Annotated in this window: 13 protein-coding genes; all 13 read right to left on the bottom strand. The window is 63.0% G+C overall.

Going from position 1 to position 17775, the window contains the following annotated elements; all coding sequences use genetic code 11:
* Nucleotides 1-9 precede the first annotated feature (9 nt).
* The 13 genes from PLO63_17295 to PLO63_17235 all read right to left on the bottom strand — a co-directional run bounded on the left by PLO63_17295 (nucleotide 10) and on the right by PLO63_17235 (nucleotide 17672).
* Nucleotides 10-846 (bottom strand): SDR family NAD(P)-dependent oxidoreductase, encoded by an 837-nt coding sequence (locus PLO63_17295; protein ID HOI75899.1) that lies wholly within the window; start codon nucleotides 844-846, stop codon nucleotides 10-12.
* Between the two features lie 70 nt (nucleotides 847-916).
* The gene (locus PLO63_17290) at nucleotides 917-1903 is read right to left on the bottom strand and encodes an NAD-dependent epimerase/dehydratase family protein (protein HOI75898.1); all 987 of its coding nucleotides are present in this window, start codon (nucleotides 1901-1903) and stop codon (nucleotides 917-919) included.
* A gap of 42 nt (nucleotides 1904-1945) precedes the next feature.
* Complete coding sequence (locus tag PLO63_17285; protein HOI75897.1) at nucleotides 1946-2479, bottom strand: PadR family transcriptional regulator; 534 nt, start codon at nucleotides 2477-2479, stop codon at nucleotides 1946-1948.
* A gap of 272 nt (nucleotides 2480-2751) precedes the next feature.
* Nucleotides 2752-3204 carry a YiiD C-terminal domain-containing protein gene (locus PLO63_17280; protein HOI75896.1) on the bottom strand — a complete coding sequence of 151 codons (453 nt, stop codon included), beginning with the start codon at nucleotides 3202-3204 and terminating at the stop codon, nucleotides 2752-2754.
* A gap of 66 nt (nucleotides 3205-3270) precedes the next feature.
* Nucleotides 3271-5202, bottom strand: a complete 1932-nt coding sequence (locus PLO63_17275; GenBank protein HOI75895.1) for an FAD-dependent oxidoreductase — start codon at nucleotides 5200-5202, stop codon at nucleotides 3271-3273.
* Between the two features lie 349 nt (nucleotides 5203-5551).
* Nucleotides 5552-6178, bottom strand: a complete 627-nt coding sequence (locus tag PLO63_17270; GenBank protein ID HOI75894.1) for a TetR/AcrR family transcriptional regulator — start codon at nucleotides 6176-6178, stop codon at nucleotides 5552-5554.
* 272 nt (nucleotides 6179-6450) lie between these two features.
* Nucleotides 6451-7968: an FAD-dependent oxidoreductase gene (locus tag PLO63_17265; GenBank protein ID HOI75893.1), complete on the bottom strand. Its 1518-nt coding sequence runs from the start codon at nucleotides 7966-7968 to the stop codon at nucleotides 6451-6453.
* Between the two features lie 81 nt (nucleotides 7969-8049).
* A complete protein-coding gene (locus PLO63_17260; protein HOI75892.1) occupies nucleotides 8050-9594 on the bottom strand; it encodes an AMP-binding protein in 1545 nt (514 codons plus the stop codon).
* A 95-nt stretch (nucleotides 9595-9689) separates the two neighbouring features.
* Complete coding sequence (locus PLO63_17255) at nucleotides 9690-11042, bottom strand: FAD-dependent oxidoreductase (GenBank protein HOI75891.1); 1353 nt, start codon at nucleotides 11040-11042, stop codon at nucleotides 9690-9692.
* 14 nt (nucleotides 11043-11056) lie between these two features.
* Entirely contained in the window at nucleotides 11057-12613 is a 1557-nt protein-coding gene (locus PLO63_17250) for a class I adenylate-forming enzyme family protein (GenBank protein ID HOI75890.1), read from the bottom strand.
* A gap of 112 nt (nucleotides 12614-12725) precedes the next feature.
* Nucleotides 12726-14561 carry an acyl-CoA dehydrogenase gene (locus PLO63_17245; protein HOI75889.1) on the bottom strand — a complete coding sequence of 612 codons (1836 nt, stop codon included), beginning with the start codon at nucleotides 14559-14561 and terminating at the stop codon, nucleotides 12726-12728.
* A 196-nt stretch (nucleotides 14562-14757) separates the two neighbouring features.
* The gene (locus PLO63_17240; GenBank protein ID HOI75888.1) at nucleotides 14758-15885 is read right to left on the bottom strand and encodes an NAD(P)/FAD-dependent oxidoreductase; all 1128 of its coding nucleotides are present in this window, start codon (nucleotides 15883-15885) and stop codon (nucleotides 14758-14760) included.
* Nucleotides 15882-17672 carry an FAD-dependent oxidoreductase gene (locus PLO63_17235; protein ID HOI75887.1) on the bottom strand — a complete coding sequence of 597 codons (1791 nt, stop codon included), beginning with the start codon at nucleotides 17670-17672 and terminating at the stop codon, nucleotides 15882-15884. Before PLO63_17235 ends, PLO63_17240 begins: the two co-directional genes overlap by 4 nt.
* Nucleotides 17673-17775 lie beyond the last annotated feature (103 nt).

Genomic DNA, 17775 nt, shown 5'->3' with positions numbered 1-17775 from the left:
AAGTCCCCCCTATTTGATGTCCATGTGGCTCAGGAGTATCGCATCGCGGACCCTGACGGGCAGGATCCGGTTGAGGAAGAGAAACAGCGTGCTCATGAAATCCACCTGGTTGTGGAAGGCCGGCCGGTCCTGCCGGACGATCCGGGCGATCTTCTCGGCCGCCTCGTCGGGTGTCGGCGCCGTCTTGATGAGGACGTTGTCGCGGGTGATGAAGCGCCGGGCCCGCTCCCGGTAGGGAGAGCCTTCCGGGGGCAGCTTGTGGATCTTCGCGGCGAAGGACGTCGAGACCTGGGCGGGCTCGATCAGGGCCACCCGGATACCGAAGGGCTCCACTTCGTACCGGAGGGACATGACCATTCCCTCGATGGCAAACTTGCTGGCCGAATAGATCGATTCGAAGGGAAACGGAATCTGGCCGACCAGGGAGGACATGGCGATGAGCTTTCCGCCTCCCTGTTTCCGGAGGGCGGGGATGAAGGCCTGGAACACGGCCGCGGCGCCGATGACGTTGATCTCCAGGCACTTGAGGGCCGCCTCCAGGTCCACCTCCTCGAAAGGCCCGAAAAAGCCGATTCCCACGTTGGACAGGACGGTGTCCACCCGGCCGTATTTCGCCAGGACCTCGTCCCGGAAGTGCCGGATGCCCTGGCGGTCGGTGATGTCGAGCGGCACGAGGCAGTGCTTCCCGGTGGTGCCGGAAATCTCGTTCAGCTCCTTTCCCAGGGAGGCGATGCCTTCCGCGGACACGTCAAACCCGGCGATCGTATCGCCGGCCCGTGCAAGGATCTTTGCCACTTCCCTTCCCATCCCGTCGGCCAGACCGGTAATGACGACCACCTGTCCCATGTTGTCCCCTCCTTGATTGGTGAGACTTCCTTTCGTCCTGAAAACATTCCCCGGCGCCGCGGGCCGGACGTCAGCTTCCCGCGGCCGCCCCGCAGGTCTTGAGCTGCTCCATGGAGGTCCTGAAGTCCGGGTAGATCAGCCGGTAGCCCGTGGCCTTGAGCTTCGTGTTGTCCACGATGTAATCGTCATAGAGGTAACAGACGGCATCGTACTCCAGGTCGGGGATGCGGCCCCGGCGGGCGGCCAGCCGGCCGTCGATCCGGGATACAATCTTGAGGAGCCCCAGGGGAAGATGAAGGGTGGGCGGTTTCGTGCCGAAGGTCTTCGCCGCCAGGGTGAGGGCCTCCCCGACGGTCGGGTAGGTGTCCTCCGCGATGTTGTAGGCCTGGCCGACGGCCTCGTCCCGGTGGGAGAGGTACTCCACCGCGGCGGCCACGTCCTCGGCACGGATGTTGGAGAGCCGCTGCCGGCCGTGCCCGGGGATGGCGGCGATGGACGAGGGGCGTGAAAAGGCCTTCCCGGCTCCGTCGTTGCAGCGGGGTCCGTAGACCGTACAGGGCCGCGTGATGACCGCCCGCAGCCCCTCCCGCATGCGCCGCCAGACGACGTCTTCCCCGTCCCGCTTGCTGCGGCCGTAGTCGTCCTGGGGAGTCCGGGGGGCGTCCTCATGAAAGGGGACGCCCTTGTATGGCCCATAGACGCTCGTGGACCCGACGTGGACATACCGTTTCACGCCGGCCTTCAGGGCCAGCCCCGTCAGGTGTTCCACGCCGGCAACGTTGGTGGGATGGAGCTTCTCGTAAGGGGTGGAAAAATTGCAGATGGCGCCAAGGTGAAAGACGCGGTCCACGCCGCCGGCAAAGAGAGGCGGCAGGGTCTCCGGCTTTGTCAGGTCGGCAGGGACGAACTCGACGCCCAGGCGGTCGAAGAAGGAAGTGTCCCTGCGCGGGCGGGCGGTGGCGCGTACCCGCACCCCCAGGGAGACGAGGTGCTCGACAAGATGGCTGCCCATGAATCCGGCAGCCCCGGTAACCAGTGTGATCCCCGTGTACGCCATGGTCCCTCCTCCACGGACGTGAAAACGACGGTCAGTTTCCGATCACTCCTCCATCCGCTCCAGGATTTCCTGTCTCGCCCTTCTGAGCCAAGTCACGTACATGGTGTTGAACTCCTCGCCGAGCTCGGCGACGAGGCGCACGTACTCCCCCTGCTCCTGCCACCGATCGAGAAGCTGCCGGCGGCGCTCCAGCTGGCTTTCATAGATCCGGAGCTGATTGTCGATGATGGCCAGGGCACGGTCCCGTTTTCCGAAGCCGAAAAAGATGAACCGCATGAGGAACGGGTCGCGGAGAAACATCCGCGAGTCCTCTTCCTTCTCCAGCCACCGGCCGAATTCCTCACGCCCCTTCTCCGTGACGGCATAGAGCTTCCGGTGGGGACCGCCCTTCTCCGACGGCGAGACGTCGGCCAGGGTGATCTGGCCCTCTTCGACCAGGGTTCGGAGGTTCGGGTAGATCTGGCCGTAGTTGATGGTCCACATGTGACCGAAGTGGCGCTCGATGTGCCGCTTGATCTCGTACCCGTGCATGTTCCGGTAGTGAAGGAGCCCCAGGATGGCATAGCGTACAGACATGGCGGTCACCTCAAAGGATCGTCCGTTGTACGGGACCGGAACCGCGACGGCGGACCGGCATGCCGGCGCTGCAGCAGGGGAAGGCTGCGAACAGGAATGCTTCGTGTTGTATGGCGGGAAGGATATATATTAATTTAATATAGGTCAAGAAGAATGTTTCCGCCCCGGGAAACCACCGTCGGCCGGCCATCCGGATGACGGCTGCATCGGCAGCCGGACTGGAAAAAAAAAGGGAGGCGACCGTCGCCTCCCTTCCAGGATCATCCGGAAGGTCAACCGGCCTTGCGGATCTGAAAACTTCCCCGGGCCATGCAGCAGACGGTCCCGCTCTCGTCCTTCAATTCGAACTCCTTGACAAAATCGGCCTTGCCGACGCTGTCCGCCGTTTTCCTGAGTTCGTCGATCTCGGCCTGCGTAAAGGACGTCTCGATGGTCATGTCGGTCATGGCCGGGCGCCGGTAGACAATCGACGCCTCCTTCAGGATGGGGATGTATTTCATCAGGTCGAAGCAGGAGCTGAAGAGGACGCCCCCCGTGAAATCCGCCAGGGAAAAGAGGGACCCGGCATAGACCATGCCGACGTGGTTGATGTTCGGCTCCTTCGGCAGGCGGACCTTCACGTCTCCGGGATCGAACCGCTCGATCTTCACTCCCATCTTGCCGACGATCTTGATGATGTTTTCCAGCGCCGCTACGGTTTCCTTCCTGGACTCGCTGATGGCCATCGGTTCCTCCTTTTCGGGGTTTGGACTCCTGTACGGATTCCTTCTTCCGGCATGCCGGAAGCGAATTCACACCTTCAGGCCGGCGGCAAGTCCCTCCTGCATGGCCTCCTTGATCATGCGGGGCCGGACGCAGTCGCCGACGACAATAACCTCCGGGGCCATACCCCGGAACGCCTCCACCGCTTTCAGGTCGACCCGGAGGCCTGCGGCGAGAACAACCCAGTCGGCCTCGATGAATTCGGGGGTCCCCTGCCGGTTGACCTTCACGCCCCGGTCGGTGATCTCCTCGACGGTCGTCCGGTTCTCCAGGCGGATGCCCAGCATTTTCAGCATCCCGAGGAAAAACGGGCGATAACTGGTCGAGACCGTCGGTGCCAGGCGGTCCAGCATCTCCAGGACGGTGACGCCCTCGATGCCTTTTCCCTTTGTGACCAGGAATTCCGCCGTCTCGCAGCCCACGAGGCCGCCGCCCAGGACGACAACCTTCCCCGGGACGGTCTTCTTCCCGGTCAGGACGTCCTCCGCCGAGACCACGCGGTCCGAGCGGATGCCCGGGATATCCGGGACGATGGGCACGGCCCCGACCGCCACGATCAGGACGTCGGGTTTCCCACTCTCGACGGTCGCGGCGTCCAGGGCGGTCCCCAGGCGGATCTCGACGCCGGCCTTGCGCGCCCGCGCGGCCAGGCTCCCGGCCAGGTTCCGGATGTCCTCCTTGTGGGGCGGCAGGCATCCCACCCGGAGCCAGCCTCCCGGCTTGTTTTCCTTCTCGAAGAGCGTGACCCGGTGCCCCCTTTCAGCGGCGATGAGGGCCGTCTCCATGCCCGCGGGACCGCCGCCGGCCACGAAGACGTTCCGGGGCCTGTCCGCGGCCGCGGGAACGAAATCGAGCTCGTGGCCCGCCAGGGGGTTGACCGTGCAGGAGACCGAGGCGGGGCTGTGGGGATCCTTGTAGATGACCAGGATGTCGGAGAGGCAGTTGCCGCAGGCCAGGCAGGGAACGATCTCCCCGACTCGCCCTTCCCTCGCCTTGTTCGGCAGTTGCGGATCCGCGATGAAGGCCCGGCCCATGCCGACGAAGTCCGCCTTTCCCTCCGCCAGGATCCGCTCGGCCGTGACGGGATCGTTGATCCGGTTCGCGGCGATGACGGGAATGCCGACGGCGCCCTTGATCGCCCCGGCGAGGTCCGCAAAGCCTCCCTTGGGTACGAAGGGGGCCACGGTCGGCACCCGCGACTCGTGCCATCCGGTGTACGTGTTGATGAAGCTCACGCCGGCTTCTTCGAGCACCCGGGCCACGCCCTTCGATATCTCGATCGTGTGCCCCCCGGGCATCTGCTCCTCCACGTTGAGGCGCACGCCCAGCGGGAAGTCATCCCCCGCCTCCTTCCGGATGGATGCGACGATCTCCAGGAGGATCCGCATCCGGTTTTCCAGGCTTCCACCGTACTCGTCCTCCCGCTGGTTCGTGATGGGCGAAAGGAAGCGGTTCAGGAGGTAGCCGCCGCCCACGATGAACTCGACGGCGTCGAATCCCCCCTCGCGGGCCCGGCGGGCCGACGTTCCATATTCCCCGACGATGGAATGAATCTCCTCCACCGTGAGCGCCCGGGGAGTCTGCCGCAGCATCTGGTTCAGCACGGGGGAGGGACCGACCAGCTCGGCCGGCCCGTCCCCGAAGGACACGTGATAGGAAACGATGAGCTGGCAGGCGCTCTTCGCCCCTTCCGCACGGAGGGCGTCCGTGAGCCGCCGGATTCCCGGCAGGTACCGGTCGTCGTATATGGCCGGTGCCAGGAACGACCCGACGTCGAGAGGCGAAAAGGGGATCATGATCAGCCCGGCGCCCCCTTTCGCCCGCTCGGTGAAATAGGCGATGAAGCGGTCACCGACGGTGCCGTCGGCCTCGGAATAGCCCATGGTCATGGGCAGCATGACGATCCGGTTCCTGATCTCCAGGTTTCCGATGCGTCCGGGTGCAAACAGATGCGGAAACATGTCCTGCTCCTTTCGTAAAGGTTCCTTCTCCGGGTCTGGCTACCGGCCTGTCAGCCCGACGGCACGGGCGGGACGACCGCTGCGGGATCTCCTGTGGATGGGTCCTGCCTTCCCCGGGAATTCTTCGCAAAACCGGTGCCAATGGGCTCATTATCTGCATTGTTTATCATATCGTACATTTACGGAAAGACAGGAATGTCTGTTTCCCCATTTTGATTGGTCAGAAGTCAGAATACGGACTGCACCCCTGACAACGGCCGTGGACCGGCTGTTCCCGATCCCGGTCTGTCAGGTAAATCATGGAGGCGGGGAAAGAATAGGAACATGTACATTGAATCGGCAACAACACTCAGTGTGTCCGCAGGCCGTCAATGAAGATCTCGATATAATCCAGCGTCGCTTGCCGGTAATCCTTCTTCCCCTGTTTCATCCGATTCTCCTGGAACTGGATCATGCCGATGAAGGCGCTCCAGAAAATGACCGCGCCGGCGTATGGATTGACGTCTTTGAAAACCCCCTTCTCGATGCCCTCCCGGATGACGATCTCCCCCTGCTTCAGGTTGCATCGCATGATGCACTTGAAGCGCTCAATCCGGTCCTCCGGCAGCAGCTTCGAGTATTCTTCCTCGTTGTAGCGGATCAGGAGGTAATAGGCATCCGTGTCCTTGTCATAAAACTCGTAGATCGCCCGGGCGAGGCGTCGTATGCGGTTGTCCGGGCCGTCGTCCTTGTCTTCGGCGATCTGGATCAGGCGTTTGGAAAGGCATTCGAGGGCAGGCTGGACCAGGCAGAAATATAGATCGGACTTGCTCTTGAAATACAGATAGATGGTTCCCTTGGCGATCTGGGCGCGGGCCGCGATGTCTTCGATGGTCGAATCCCGGAACCCCTTTTCCCGGAAGACGACCGCCGCGCTGTCGAGAATCAGCTTGATCCTGGTATTCTTTCCCGGCTCTTTTCTTTCCGCATTACCCATATAATATCCGATATGTATCTTGATTATGCCGGTGCATCATGGTTCACTGAACGCGTTCATTCAATTAGATCACGGCCGTTCCGGTGTCAAGAATTATGGAATCTTTCTTCTCGTCTATGCTTCCGAATGGATTTCTTTGTTGTCCTGTCTTCCTGTTAAAACGCCCATCGACGGATGCCGACGTTTCCCATAAAAAGAGAAGGCCGGAACATCGGGACCGTTCCGGCCGTTTTCATAATTCGTGATGGGAATTCGTGCCTGTACGTGCGCGCTCAGGCGACGCCGTAGTCCTTCCCGGTGATCCGGGAGGCGCAGATGAGGCCCGCCGCCACCGCGCAGTCCATGGCCACGCCGTAGCCCTTGACGGTGTCGCCGGCGAAGTACAGTCCTTCCACGCCGGGGGCCTCGACGGGGGCCTTCAGGGTTCCCGCCTGGGTCTTCGATTTCGCCACGCCCTCCAGCTTCCAGGCCGTCGGGAAGAGGGCCCAGTCCATGCTCTTCCTGAACCCGGGGTAGCGGCGCTCCAGGTAGTCGATGATGAGCCGGCAGGCCTTGGCCATCAAGTCCTTGTCCTTCGCCTCCTTTTCCGTCACCGGGGCGTAGGCCGTCATCAGGTGCTTTCCGCCGGGGGCGCAGGAGGGATCCGTCTGGGACTGGATGTTCCAACACATGTAGACGTTGTACTCGAAGCCCTCCTCCTTTGGGATGACGTACGTGTCCTTCACGCCGACCTTCCACTCCCGCTCCGGCAGGACGAGCCGGTTCAGTCCGAAGTAGGGCGCAATGGAGCCGTACCCGTAGAGTCCCTCCATCCGGTCGGCCCACTCGGTGGGAAAGGAGCCCTTGTCGGCCACCTTGAAGGTGTCCTGGATGGGGATGTTGCTGACCACCCGGGAGGTCTTGATTCTCCGCGCGGCGCCGGTCCAGTCCTCGACCATGATGCCGACGGCACGGCCGTTTTCGATCAGGATCTCCCGGACACGGGTGTTCAGTGCCAGGCTCCCGCCCATTTCCATGAAGCGGTTCGCCACGGCCTGGCTCCAGCGCATGATGCCTCCGGTGGTGAACCCGGAGGGCCACTTCGCCCGCCCGGCCTTGAAACGGGGGTTGATCACCGTCCCCATGTAGCGGAAGATGTCGCCGATGGAGATGTCGTCGGGATCGTTGATCGTGGTGATCAGCGTGGACACGGCATGGATCATGCCGAAGATCGTCTTGTTCTCGTAGAGCCCGTTGTCCTTGCACCACTGGGTGACGGAGACGGACTCCAGGCGGTCGAAGTCCTCGTCCTTGAGCCTGGCCGCCGCGAGATAGAACTTGACGAAGGGAATCTTGTTGTCCTCGGCGATCTTCTTCAGCCGCTCGTCCATTTTCCCGGCGTCGAAATCCAGGTACCATTCGTCGCCGATATACGTGCTGTTGACATTCCCCACCATGGGAACACCGGTGCCGATCCGCTCGTCCAGATCCAGGAAATACCCGTCACCGTTGAGGGCCACGCCGTGGTAACCCACGTCCAGCGTGTACCCTTTCAGCATCTGCCGGGCGATGATGTCCTCCAGGGACGGCTCGGCACAGGGAATCCAGGTGTACTGTTTCGCCAGGAGCGACTTGTACCAGGAAGCCCCGTGCCAGAGGATCTCCTCCCCGCGGATCGTCAGGGCCCGTCCCCCGACGCGGTCGCACTGCTCCACCAGGAGCGTCTTCAGCCCTTCCTTCGCGGCCAGGGACGCGACGGTCAGCCCGCCGACTCCGGCTCCGACGACGATCACATCATAATGTTCTTCCATGTCTCCATCCTTATCCGGTCTTGAAAACCTTCATGCACAGCTTCCATCATGCATCTTGAGGTATTGAATATATTAATTATTTCACTCCTGCTTCAGCTTCTTGTTGATGATGTCCCGGATCTCCCGCTTGAGAACCTTGCCCAGGGTTGTTTTCGGCAGCCCGTTGAAGAAGAAGATTCGCTTCGGTGCCAGGAATGATTTCATGTTTTCATTCAGATAGGCCAGGATCTCCTCTTCCGTGGTCTCCATTCCCGGCTTCCGGGTGATCGCGGCGGCCACTTCCTCCCCGAACTTCTCGTCCTTCATTCCGACAACGGCGCACTCCATGACGGCGGCATGCCTGTATAGGAGACCCTCGGCGACCCCGGGATCGATGTTTTCGCCTCCCTTGATGATCAGGTCCTTCTTGCGGCCGGTGATGTAGAGCTCCCCGTCCTCGTCCAGCCGCCCCAGGTCGCCCGTGTGGAACCAGCCGTCTTTCAGGACTTCGGCCGTCTCCTGCGGCTTGTTCCAGTACCCTTTCATGACGACGGGGCCCTTGCAGACGACTTCCCCCTCCGTTCCGCGGGGAACCTCCCGGTCGTTGTCGTCGACGATGAGCAGGCTCATGGAGGCGATCGGAAACCCGGCGCATCCTGTCTTCCGGGGCCGTTCGTGATGCTGCCGCGTGATGGTTCCCGCCGTCTCGGTGCACCCGTAGGACACGCTGATGTCGGCCTGGAACAGCTTCATCGCCTGGACCTGCGTCTCCACGCTGAGGGGGCCGCCGGCGGCAATAAAGGTCTTCATTGACGACAGGTCGTCCTTCTTCGGATCGAAGACCATCATCATGTAGACGATCATGGTCGGGACCAGGGGGATGAATTCGACCCTGTACTCCCGAATGGCATCCAGCACCTTGCGCGGATCGAAGGGCTGCATCATGTAGGTGACGCTGCCGACGTAGTTGCCCTCCAGGCAGGTGAGAACCCCCAGGATGTGGTTCATGGGGACGACGACCATCACGACGGACCCGTATTCGCAACCCGTGTAGACCACGCCGTTGCGCATCTGTGCTTCCATGTTGCGGTGGGTGATCATCACCCCCTTGGGAACGCCCGTCGTGCCGGACGTGTACATGAGGATGGCGACGTCGTCCGCGTCGACCGTCTCGATGTCCCCTCCGCCCTCGGCCTCCTTCAGGAGATCCGCGTAGGAGACCGTATCGTCGCGGGTCTCGCCTCCGATGACGACGATCTTCCCGACCGACGCCACCCCCTTTGCGGCCTCCAGGATCTTCGGCAGCAGCATCGTCTCCGTGATGATCACCCGGGAGCCGGAGTCTTCCAGGATGTAGCGGATCTCCGCCGCCGTGAGCAGAAACACCACGGGCAGGTAGATCGCGCCGCACCGGTTGATGCCGTTGATGATCTCGGGAATCTCCGGCACGTTGCTCACGACCGTGCAGATGGAGTCTCCCCGCTTGATTCCCGCCTTCTTCAGTCCCGCGGCCAGGGCCTGCGCGCGGCTGCGGATCTCCGTGTTTTTGATCCGCCGGGGTCCGTCGTTTCCCAGGAAAATGAACTGCTCGTACTCGCCGTAGGTCTCGATGTTGCGGTCCAGAAAGCGCGCGATGTTTCGATTCATATGCAAAGTCCCCCCCTTTGGAATGATCGGATGAAAGGGGGGGCGGAGGGCCCGCAAGGCCCCCTGCCCCCGAATGAACCTGAATTGGAATGCGGCTACTTTCCCTGCCGGGCCAGGATTTCTTCCGCGCAGATCACGGCGGAGCTGGCGGCCGTGTTCATCCCGACGCCCCGCCCCGTGTAGCAGTCGCCGGCAAAATACAGCCCCGGGACCTCGGGCAGGAAAACGGGAAGCCGGTAGCGCCCGGTCATCCCGGGCGAGCGGCTCAGGCCGTCGATGCCGATGGTGAAGCCGTCCTGCCTCCACACCAGGTCCCGCTCCACGTTGGGGAACATCTTTTTGACGACCTCCCAGAACTGCTCCAGGGTCTTCTTGCGGAACTCCGCGTTCCCGATCTGCGCCGGCGTGCCGCAGGCCCCGATGAAGGCGATCATGTGCCCCGGGGGCGCAATCGTGTCGTCGAAGTTCGTGTGCCCCAGGATCTGCAGGGGCAGCCCCACGCCGGGCACGCGCCAGGCGGAGAGGTAGCACTTGTCATCGAACAGGGGCGCCCTGGTCCCGATGGTGAAGCCCGTGGATGCGCTGGTCTCGAACTCGCATTCCTTCATGCGCTTCGCCCAGGCCGGGGCGAACTGCGCCATCTCGTCCATGGAAAGGAACCGGAGCACGTTCCAGATGGGCGCGGCGATGACGACGATCGGCGCCGAATACGCGCCGTCATCCGTCACGACCTCCGTCATCTGCCCTTTCCGGACGTTGACCTTCCGGATCGGCGTTCCCAGGTTGAGCGTTCCCCCCCTCTCGCGGTAGGCCGCCTCCATGGCCGCCATCATCGTCGCGACGCCGCCCAGGGGCATCCGCACCGCGTTGAAGGGAAGGTCCGGGCTGATGGAGACGCGGATCTGGTCCCGGTAGATGTGGATGAACTCGCCCGCGGAGATGATGTCCGACTCCGTCAGGGTCGTCTGGACCATGCCGACGGTCTTGCAGAACTCGGCGATCCTGGGCGACTTCACCTTCTCTTCGAGGAGCTTCGTCAGCGAAACGTTGTCGTAGTGGTCGATGATCTCGTCCGTGGCGGAGCCGATCCACTTCTGCAGGTCCAAGAGCTCCTGCTTTTCGCCCGCCGTGAGGTTGAGGTACTCCATCATGGGCTTCCATGTGCCGTCCTCGTCATAGAACATGAAGCCCTCCAGATTGTGGGACCAGGGGATCTCCTTCCCCAGGACCTGGAGCAGCTTGTTGCAGGACGAGTGGATGCCCTGGTCGACACAGTGCGTTCCCATGTCGATCCTCCAGCCGCCGGGGAGATCGAAGGTTCTCGAGCGCCCGCCGACGACCTTGCTCTTCTCGAACACCGCCGTCTTCAGGCCATTGCCCTGGAGAAGGCTGCCGACGCCGAGGCCGGCGATGCCGGCCCCGACAACGATTGCATCGTACGTTCCCATAACTTCCTCCGTTCTTATTTCCCCAGTTCCTTCTTCATCTCCTGGTAGAGATCGAGCTTCTTGACCTTCCCCAGCGGCGTCAGCGGCAGCATGGGACGGACGATGACGTCCTCGGGTAGCTTGAAGTGGGAGAGCTTGTCCTTCAGGAACTCCTTGATCTCCTCCGGGGTCGGGTTCTTTCCGGGCTTGGGCATGACATAGGCCCTGCCGACCTCGCCCCACTTCTCGTGGGGACGGCCGATGACCGCCGCCAGCATGACGTCCGGGTGCTTGCATATCACGTCTTCGATCTCCGGGGGATAAACGTTTTCTCCGCCCCGGATGTACATCTCCTTTTTCCGGCCGACGATGACCAGCGACCCGTCCTCCTCGAACCGGCCCATGTCTCCCGTGTGCAGGAAGCCGTCCTTATCGAAGACCTTCGCGTCCTCTTCGGGCCGCTTCCAGTAGCCCTTCATGACGACGGGGCCCTTCACGCAGATCTCGCCTGCCCCGCCCTGGGGAACGATGTTCCCGTCATCGTCCTTGAGGACCATCTCGATGCAGGCAATGGGCTTGCCCACGGAGTAGGTCAGCTTCTCCTCTCCGTCGCTCTGGTGCGTGAAGGTGATGGCGGCGGTGCACTCCGTCAGGCCGTACGCGTTGAGCGGGATGACGCCGACGACCTTCTTGAAGGCCGAGATCAGCTCCGAGGGGCATGGCTGGGAGGAGACGATGGGGATCTTGAGCGTACTGATGTCGTACTTGCCCAGGTTGGGGTGGGCGAGCTCCATGGCATACATGGCGGGCACCTGCCCCAGGGTCGTCGCCCTTTCCTCGGCGACCAGGCGCAGTGTCTCCTCCGGGTTGAACATGTCCATCATGACGACCTTATTCCCCGCGTTGAGGTTGCAGGTAATCCCCATGACAGCGCCGCCGACGTGGGCGAAGGGGAGATTCAGGACGATGCTGTGGCCGCGATGGTATTCCATGCACTCGATCTGCGCATTCGTGTAGGTAATCAGGTTCCTGTGGGTCAGCATGGCCGCCTTGGGGACCCCCGTCGTGCCCGAGGTGTAGATGAACAGGGCAGGGTCGTCCTCCTCGGTGGCGTCCGCCGCCTTCTTCAGCGCCGCCGCGTCGGGCTCCGCCAGGAACTTCTCCCAGAGCAGGATTCCGTCCGCCTCCCTGTCGAAGCACACCACGTGCTTGAGGGTCGGCATTTCTTTCCGCACCGCCTCCAGGTTCGCCAGGAAGTCCGCTCCCATGAAACCGCTCGGCATGAACAGGACGGAGATCTCCGAGTCGTTGACAAAGAACTTGAGCTCCGGCGGCGTGGTCCGGACGCTCAGGGGTACGCCGATGGCTCCGATCTTCGTCGCCCCGAAGTGGGCCATGACGATTTCCGGCCACAGCGGACCGTAGATCCCGACCCGGTCTCCCCGCCGTGCGCCCAGCTTCAGGAGGCCCATGGCCACCCGGTCGGTCATCTCGTCGTACTCTTTGTACGAAATCCGCCGCTCCTTGAAGACCAGCGCCTCGTCGTTCGGAATCTCCTTCGCATGCTTCTTGAAAAGGTCTCTTAAAATCATGCTGCATCCCCCTTTCCCATCCATGGTTGTTTCCCCTCCTGCAAGAACGGCGACGGGAGGTAGCCTCCCGCCGCTGCTCCACGAACGCGATTGGCCGGGCCACCCGATAAAATCAGGATGCGAAGCTCTCCTCGGCGATCTCCAGGATCGACATGTCTTCCCGCCGGATGGCCTTCACGGTGCCCTCGATCTCGGGCAGCACGTTTTTGATGAAATAGGCGGCACCGGCGATCTTGCCGGCGTAGAAGGCCGCCTCCCGGTCCTCCTTCGCACGGGCCTTCAGGGCCTTGCGGTCCGCCGTGTCCACGCCCATGGCAGAGAGCTTCTCCGCGGCGATGCCGGCCTGCCAGAACAGGAACCAGGCGCTGACCACCTTCCCCATCATCATCAGGAACGGATAGGCGTTGACGAGGGGGACCGTGAACTTGCCTTCCTTGCCGCACTGGCCGAAGTACAGGACCGTGTTTACGAGGGTCTCCACGGCGCCGTAGACGTCGTCCACGATGTCCGGGCAGCGATCCTTGTAGCGGTTCAGGACCTTGTTCATCTCCTCGATCAGCTCCATGAAATAGGCCCCGCCTTTCATGCCCAGCTTCCGTCCCACCAGGTCCAGCGACTGGATGCCGTTCGTCCCCTCGTAGATGGACCCGATCTTCTCGTCCCGGAGGATCTGCTCCACGGGGTACTCGCTGCAGAAGCCATATCCGCCGTAGACCTGGATGGCCGTCTCGCAGATCCGGAAGGACATGTCGGAGCAGTAGGCTTTGCAGATGGGGGTGAGGACCTCCAGGAGGCCTTTCCACTTCGTCTTCTCCTCCGGGTCGTCGCTGATTTCGCCCCGGTCGTGGCAGGCGCCGGAGAAGTAGATGAGGGCCCGCATGGCCTCGACGTGCGACTTCATCCACAGGAGCATGCGCTTGACGTCGGGATGCCTGATGATCGGCACGCTGCCGTTGCTCTTGCCCAGCAGGTTCGTCCCCTGAAGACGCTCCCGGGCGTATTCCAGCGCCTGCAGGTAGGAGAACGACGCCCCGGAGAGGCCCTGGACGCCCACGCCCATGCGCGCCCCGTTCATCATCATGAACATGATCTTCATGCCCTCGCACTCCTTGCCGAGGAGCTCGCCGACGCAGCCGCCGTTGTCGCCGAAGTTGATCACGCAGGTGGCGCTGCCGTGGAGCCCCAGCTTTTCCTCGATCTTGGTGACCCCCAGGTCGTTGTGCGCCCCCGGGTTTCCGTCGCCGTTCACCCGGAACTTGGGAACCAGGAAGATGGAGATGCCCTTCGTCCCCTCGGGATCGCCCTCGATCCGCGCCAGGACGGGATGGATCATGTTGCTCACGTAGTCGTGGTCCCCGCAGGAGATGAAGACCTTGGTCCCCTGGATCAGGAACGTGCCGTCGGGTTGCCGGATCGCCTTGGTGGTGAGCGCCCCCACGTCGCTGCCGGCCCCCGCCTCGGTGAGGCACATGGTGCCGCCCCATTCGCCGCTGAGCATTTTCGGCAGGTAGCGATGCTTCTGCTCCTCCGTGCCGTAGCTCTCGATCAGCTCCGCCGCCCCGCTGGTCAGGCCCGGGTACATGGTGAAGGCGAAGTTGTGGAAGAACCAGTCCGCGCAGGCCAGGTACAGGACCATGGGGAAACCCTGGCCGCCGTGCTCCTGGTGGTTCATCATGGCGTTCCAGCCGCCCTCGCAGAACAGCCTGTAGCCCTTCCGGAACGCCTCCGGGCCGTAGACCTGCCCGTTCTCCAGGCGGCAGCCCTGGTGGTCGCCGTCCTTCAGGACCGGGAATATCTCCTCCTTGGCGAATTTCTCCGCCTCCGTCAGGATCATGTCGAAGGTGTCCCCGGCAAAACTCTCGAAGCGCCCCCGGCAGATGCTCTCCACTCCCAGCATCTCGTGCAGCACGAAGCGCTGGTCTCTCGAATCGACGATCAAACTGGACATGCAATCCTCCCCTTTATGGATAAATATTTCCTCGGAAGTTTATTCTCCATCCGCTCCAACAGGATGGCGTTGGCGTTGCCGAGGCCGCCTCACAGGGTTGCCACCCCGTTTCTCGCCTGCAGGGAATCATCTTTCACGATGTGGAATTCCGGCGCCCCGGGCATCCGAATCATCTCTCTTCCGGATGACGTTCCCGTCAGCCGAACATCTTCTTCAGGGCCCCCGGATTGGCTTTCAGGCCGTGGAAGGTTGCGTTGAGAAGCTCGGCGTTTCGGGCGACCAGGGCCATCTGCTGCAGCGCATCGAGACGGGGCTTCATCTTCTCCTCCCAGCGCTGCTGATATGCCGAAAGGAAGGACTCGGAGAAGTCGCCCTTCTCCAGCGCCTCCAGGGCCGTCTGCACGGCAAAGCCGCCGCTCCGAACGCTGTTGGCGATGCCCTCGAGGATGAACGGATCGACGAAGCTTCCGGCATCGCCGATGAGCATCGCGCCGGCGGCATAGGTTTTCCCGATCTGCCCGGCGCTCGGGACGCGCCACCCCATCCAGTCGCTGACCTGCCGGGCCCTGCGCAGCTTCTCCCCGAAGGGGCTCGTCTCGATGAATTTCCAGGTCAGCTGCTCGACATCCTCCTTTGCCCGGATGTACGGCGTCATCTGGTAGCCGATCCCCACGTTGACCACGTCCCCGTAACCGGGATGCGGGCTCAGGCAGACGAAGCCCGGGAAGAAATAGGGATCGTAGTGCACCTCCATGGTCCGGAGGGGGGGATCGCAGTCCGCGAAATAGGCCCGGCCGGCCAGGAAAACCTCGTCGTAGTCGTCCCGGAACAGCCCCAGGCGCTTCGCCACCCAGCTGTGGCTGCCGTCGGCGCCGATGACGATCCGGGCCGGGTACTCGACGAACTTTCCTTCGTACTTGGCCTTGACGCCGACCACCCGACCGCGGTCCGTCATCAGGTCGTTGACCCAGAACTCCTCCAGGACCCTGGCTCCGCGACGGGCGGCCGCCTCCTTGAGGATGTTGTCGCCGATCCGGCGGGGACAGGTGAGGCTGAGGATGTTCGGGCCGCGGATCTCCGTGTAGTCCGGGGAGGTGAGCGCCAGGTCCGGGAACAGGAATCCCTTCTCCTTGAGCTCGTCGTAGGCGCCGATCTCCTTGTAGGTGTCGGCGCCGTAGCGCCCGTAGATGTCCGAGCAGGGCTTTTCCCGGGGGAACCGCTCCTTGTCCACCAGAAGCACGTCGCAGCCCGCCATGGCCAGCCTGGCGGCGGTCGTGCTGCCGCCCGGTCCCGCTCCAACCACGATGACGTCCCATGTCTTCATTTCCGCACCTCCTCGCCCGGCAATGCTTTATCCCCGGTCTGCGGCGCCTCCAGCCGGATCACGTCCCCCCTCGGGCACGCCGCGGCACAGGTTCCGCACCCGATGCAGAGCTCATGGTCCACGTCGACGTAACCGCATTTCATGCATCTCCGGGCGTCCTCCCGGGCCTCGGCGACGTCCAGGACGCCCTCCACCTCGTCAAAACAGGCCAGGGCATCATCCGGCACCAGGGCGGGAATGCCGGCGACGCTCAGCTTCTCCAGCCGAACGGGAAAGATCTTCTCCTCCAGGGGCGCACCCCGGGGCGGTTTTTTCTTTTCGACGGCACGAGCCCGCCCTCTCAGCCAGGCATCGATGGAAGCGGCGGCCCGGCGTGCCGAGGCCACGGCCTCAACGACGGAGCTTTTCGCCTCGACCACGTCCCCCGCGAGGAAAACCCCCTCCAGGGTTGTCATCTGGGTGTCCGGATCGATCCAGACCCGCCCTCCCCCGTTGATCTCGATGCCCGGCGTGTTTTCAAATACACCCCGGTCCGTCTTCTGTCCGACGGCGAAGACGACCGTGTCGGCATCGAGGAGAAACCGTCCGGCGCAGTCGGTGTCGCACTTGATTCCGTTCTCGCCGATGGAAAACCGGGTGACCGGGTCCATCTCCACCCACTGGACCTTCTGCCAGTCGCCACCGATCCGGACCGGCAGGGCGGAATGGATGAACGTCACGCCTTCGCTCCGGGCTTCCTCGATCTCCCAGCTCATGGCCGGCATCTCGCACTCCCCTTCGATGCAGGCGAGGGAGACTTCCGTCGCCCCCAGCCGGAGCAGCGTTCGGGCCACGTCGGTGGCAACACTGCCGCCGCCGATGACCAGCGCCTTTTCTCCGATCCGGATGGGAATTCCGGCCTTGACGGAGGTCAGGAAATCGACTGCGCTGAAAACGCCCATGAACTCGGCGCCGGGAAGCGAGAGCCTGGCTCCCCTGGGGGCGCCCGAGGCCACGAGGATCGCGTCGAACTCGCGGCCGAGCAGGTCGGCGATGGAAGGGTTCTTTCCAACCTCGACGTTCGGCCGGAAGGTGATTCCCCTGTCGATGATGGTGTTGAAATCCCGCTCGATCGCGTCCGCGGGCAGCCGGAACGACGGCACCGTCCGGGTGAGCATGCCCCCAAAGCTCGGCGAGGCGTCGTACACCACGACATCATAGCCCGCCACGGCCAGGTAGTGCGCCGCCGCCATGCCCGCCGGCCCGGCACCGACCACGGCGATTCGCTCGTCGTATTTCCGGGGGTAGCGTCCCTTCTCCACCCATCCCTTTTCGTGGGCCATGTCGGAAACCATCCGCTTCATGGCCCGGATGGGCAGGGGGGCGTCGATCAGCTTTCCCCGCTTGCACGCCTCCTCGCAGGGACGCGAGCAGATCCGCCCCAGAATGGAGGGCATGGGATTCACGGATGCAATCAGCCTCCACGCCTTTTCGAATTCCCCGTCGGCGACCATGTTGACATAGCCCTCCGGGAAGTGCCCGATGGGGCAGGCCCCGGCACAGGACTCCGCCGTCAGCGCCTCCATGTCCCGGGGGAACATGATGGGGCTGTCGGCGCAGTCTGGGCACAGCCTGCAAACCTGCCGCTGGAGCTCATGAATCGCCCCGGTGGGACAGGCCCGGAGGCAGGCGCCGCAGTTGACGCACACCTCCGTCCTCACGACCGGGGAAGCGACTTTCTTCAACCGGGCCGGGGTACCGTCTTCCTGGATGATTTCAAGATCAACGGGTTCCGCTTGGTTCGGCATGAAAAACCTCCATTTTCCATTCAGGCCGGCAGGTTCAGGGCTCCACTCACCACATCCATCCCGCCGCATTATTGGCAGACGATGGGTGTCGCATGTTTCTCAC

The organism is Syntrophales bacterium (assembly GCA_035363115.1).
In the GTDB taxonomy this organism is placed as follows: Bacteria; Desulfobacterota; Syntrophia; order Syntrophales; family PHBD01; genus PHBD01.
This window is presented reverse-complemented; position numbering and strand designations above follow the sequence as displayed.